General features: G+C 46.2%; 4 protein-coding genes and 1 pseudogene. All 5 read left to right on the forward strand.

The features are described 5' to 3' along the window. Nucleotides 1-249 precede the first annotated feature (249 nt). Nucleotides 250-546, forward strand: a pseudogene (locus tag DSM107010_RS28795) (DUF2808 domain-containing protein); the annotation flags it as partial. A 77-nt stretch (nt 547-623) separates the two neighbouring features. Beyond that, nucleotides 624-1052 carry a hypothetical protein gene (locus tag DSM107010_RS28800; RefSeq protein ID WP_106170872.1) on the forward strand — a complete coding sequence of 143 codons (429 nt, stop codon included), beginning with the start codon at nt 624-626 and terminating at the stop codon, nt 1050-1052. 119 nt (nt 1053-1171) lie between these two features. Then, a complete protein-coding gene (locus tag DSM107010_RS28805) occupies nt 1172-1441 on the forward strand; it encodes a DUF4212 domain-containing protein (protein ID WP_106170869.1) in 270 nt (89 codons plus the stop codon). A 6-nt stretch (nt 1442-1447) separates the two neighbouring features. Then, nucleotides 1448-3124 (forward strand): sodium:solute symporter family protein, encoded by a 1677-nt coding sequence (locus DSM107010_RS28810; protein ID WP_181246552.1) that lies wholly within the window; start codon nt 1448-1450, stop codon nt 3122-3124. Between the two features lie 135 nt (nt 3125-3259). Next, complete coding sequence (locus DSM107010_RS28815) at nt 3260-3694, forward strand: response regulator (protein WP_127024531.1); 435 nt, start codon at nt 3260-3262, stop codon at nt 3692-3694. Nucleotides 3695-3729: the final 35 nt, after the last annotated feature.

Genomic DNA, 3729 nt, shown 5'->3' on the forward strand with positions numbered 1-3729 from the left:
GAGTTACCGCACTCGTTCAGTCAGTAAGGCATATCTGCCTTCGCTGATGTCAACCTTGGTCAAAGCAACCGTGCCATTTCTCTTAGCTGGGTTTGGGAATAGGAAGTAAGACGGGCAAGCGATTTGAAGTATAAAAGTAAAACCAGCTCAATTAAATTTATGACCGATCGACAATTTACTACCTCACCCGCGATTGGATGATACTATTTCCAGAGCTGACGCAATTGGACTTCCTCTCAGCGCCAGAACTCCGACACGGTTTCGTTCGATCTCAGTCGCAGTCGTGCTTTTCTCGGTAGCAGATTTGCTAGAGGATCGGAGGTGCCTTTAGCCAGTATTGGCGGCGAGCAGCCAAACAAACCTGGAGAAGCAATGATCGCGTTCGATCCACCCGTGTCACCTGGCACGACAGTCACAGTTGCCCTTAGAGCTGAGAGCAATCCTGATGGAGGTATTTATCTATTCGGTGTGACAGCGTTTCCAGCTAGAGAGAAGAGTTCCGGTCAATTTCTCGGCTACGGTCGCTTACATTTCGGTTCTAGATAAAATTGCTGTCCCTCAATTCGGACGCGCTCGACACTTTTCATTTTCTAGCAACCAAACATATGGAGTAGGTAAACAAAATGTTGAAGCAGATTTTGACAGGTAGTTTCATTCTTGTTGTATTTCTAGTTAATGGCGAAGCTACAAGAGCCGAAGCTAGAGCAACGCTATTACTGTCTCAAACGCAGACAGAACACTCTACGACCGAACCACCTACGGACACAATTACTGCCCCTGGCTCCGACGGCGCAACACCCGATTCGAGTAATCCTAAGCCGCCTGAAGAACCACAATCTACTCCAACACCTGACAATGCATTAACTCGCCCTAGTCCCGATCGCGCAGAGACTAGCACAGATACAACAGCTTGCGAAGATATTCCGCTAGCTAGACCGGCTGGTGGAGCTACCAGAGAAAGACTTCAAGCCATAGAACAATGCGATTCTAACCGGATGACAAAAGAAGCCAAACGAAGGGATACCAGAGGCGGGTACAGGGGAAGAAGATAGTCAGGTATTCTCAACTAGAAAGGACTAATTATGCGTATTGTTCAAAATCTCACAGAATTAACCGATATTACAAAATTAATCGGTCGAAGTTGAAGTCAACATCATTTAAGACAAAAATCATGCTGAACAGAATAGTAGATAAAGCCAAACAACGAGCTTACTGGCAGGAAAATACAGCTCTAATTCGGAACTTATTAATTGTCTGGGCGCTGGTATCGCTAGTGTTCAGCATTCTACTGGTACAGCCATTGAACGCGCTCCGAATTGGTAGCGTCCCTCTAGGCTTTTGGATGGCACAACAAGGCTCGATCTTAACGTTTGTAGCATTGATTTTCATCTATGCCGTTCAAATGGACAAGCTTGATCGCAAATACGGGATTCGGAAGTGAGGATGAATCATGGCAGAATTTTGGACAATTTGGTTAGTCTCCCTCTCTTTCGGGATATATATCTACATTGGTTGGCGATCGCGCGTTAGAGATAGCTCCGGCTTTTACGTCGCGGGGCAAGATATCCCCCAAATAGCGAATGGAGCTGCAACTGCGGCAGATTGGATGTCGGCGGCTTCTTTCATCTCGATGGCGGGGTTGATTTCGACTTTGGGCTATGACGGCTCGATTTATTTGATGGGATGGACTGGCGGTTACGTGCTGCTAGCGCTATTACTCGCCCCATATCTGCGGAAGTTTGGCAAGTATACAGTACCGGATTTTGTCGGCGATCGCTACTACTCCAATGCAGCTAGATTAGTTGCAGTTGTCGCCGCTTTATTTATCTCGCTCACTTATGTAGCCGGACAAATGCGGGGTGTGGGAATTGTGTTCAGCCGCTTTCTGCAAGTCGATATCAGTACGGGCGTGATGATCGGGATGGTGGTGGTAGCGTTCTTCTCAGTTTTGGGTGGGATGAAAGGCATCACTTGGACTCAGGTAGCTCAGTATGTTGTGTTGATTGTGGCTTATCTAATTCCAACTGTGGCGATCGCAATGATTCTCACAGGCAATCCGATCCCGCAACTGGCGTTTACGTTTAGCGATATTGTCGACAAATTAAATCAGATTCAGTTGGATTTAGGTTTTAAAGAATATTCGCAACCCTTCGCGAACAGATCTCAGTTAGATGTACTATTCACAACTCTCGCTTTAATGGTGGGAACGGCAGGATTGCCTCACGTGATTGTCAGATTCTACACGGTGACTAACGTCAGAGCCGCTCGTTATTCCGCAGGTTGGGCATTGTTGTTTATCGCCCTACTCTATACCAGCGCGCCAGCCTTGGCAACTTTTGCTCGTTACAACTTGATCGGCACTTTGCACAACCAACCAATTACCGAAGTGCGTCAATTGAACTGGGTAAATAAGTGGGAAAAAACCAAGTTATTGACTTTTACAGACAAAAACAATGACGGACGAATTGAGCTATCACCAGATAAAAGTACGAGCGAAATTACCATCGACCCCGATATTATTGTCTTGTCCACGCCAGAGGTAGCTAAATTAGCGCCTTGGGTGATTGGACTTGTGGCGGCGGGCGGGTTAGCGGCGGCTTTATCGACGGCTAGTGGTTTGCTGTTGGTGATTTCTAGTTCGGTCGCCCACGATATTTACTACCGCATCCTTAATCCCAACGCCTCGGAAACCCAAAGGGTGTTTGTCGGTCGAATTATGGTCGGGTTAGCCGTGGTGCTGGCAGGGTATTTTGGGATTAATCCACCAGGATTTGTAGCGCAAGTGGTGGCTTTTGCCTTTGGCTTAGCTGCGGCTAGCTTTTTCCCTGCAATTGTGCTAGGTATTTTTGATAAGCGGACAAATAGAGAAGGGGCGATCGCGGGTATTATAGTGGGATTGTTATTCACCCTGTTCTACATTGTCGGGGTGAAGTTCTACGGCATGCAACCTTGGTTATTTGGAATTTCTCCTGAAGGTATTGGCACTGTAGGAATGATAATTAACTTTATTGTGACTCTTGTGGTGTCGCGCCTGACTCCACCACCTCCAATTGCGGTGCAAGAAATGGTAGAAGATTTGCGATCGCCTGCGGGTGCAGAATTACCTGTTGAATCAGTGCATTAATTTTTGTCTTCTGGGGTTACTTTCTGGAGTGCGCCCTTACTAGATTTTTGTTGAAGAGCTTAGTAAGTTTACAAAATTAGAATATCTGCCGTTCTTGACAACTACACATTAATAGATTTATTTGTAAAGAAGACGATGAAAAAAGTTTTGGTGATTGAAGGTAGGGCAGAAACCCGTAATCTCTTTCTAGAATGGCTTGAGACTGAAGGTTTCTACGCTATTGGTGCTGAAAACGGTCTGGTTGGTATCCAGCAGGTACAAAAAGAGCTACCAGATTTGATACTTTGTGAGATTGCGATTTCCCAACTTAATGGTTATGGTGTTTTGACTGCGCTGCGCCAAGATCCTTTAAGTGCGGGTATCCCCTTCATTTGCGTCACTAGCAAGCTGGAGCGGGCTGATTTCCGTAAAGCTATGGAACTAGGAGCAAACGATTATATCACTAAGCCCTTCAAGTTAGATGAATTACTCAAGGCGATCGCCGCTTGTTTTTCTAAGCAGGCTGCTCTCCAGCAGAGGTTCGCGACCTGGTTGACTGACAAAACTACGAGGCAAAAGAAAAATTCCTGACTTGAAACTCGCGTTCGAGAAATTTTTGGGTTTGT

Origin of the sequence: Chroococcidiopsis cubana SAG 39.79 (assembly GCF_003991895.1) — a bacterium.
Classification (GTDB): Bacteria; Cyanobacteriota; Cyanobacteriia; order Cyanobacteriales; family Chroococcidiopsidaceae; genus Chroococcidiopsis; species Chroococcidiopsis thermalis.

Bases quoted from the DNA above. Each gene is read 5' to 3' on its own strand.
- DSM107010_RS28815 (WP_127024531.1), top strand. From the start codon at position 3,260: ATGAAAAAAGTTTTGGTGATTGAAGGTAGGGCAGAAACCCGTAATCTC.
- DSM107010_RS28805 (WP_106170869.1), top strand. From the start codon at position 1,172: ATGCTGAACAGAATAGTAGATAAAGCCAAACAACGAGCTTACTGGCAG.
- DSM107010_RS28800 (WP_106170872.1), top strand. From the start codon at position 624: ATGTTGAAGCAGATTTTGACAGGTAGTTTCATTCTTGTTGTATTTCTA.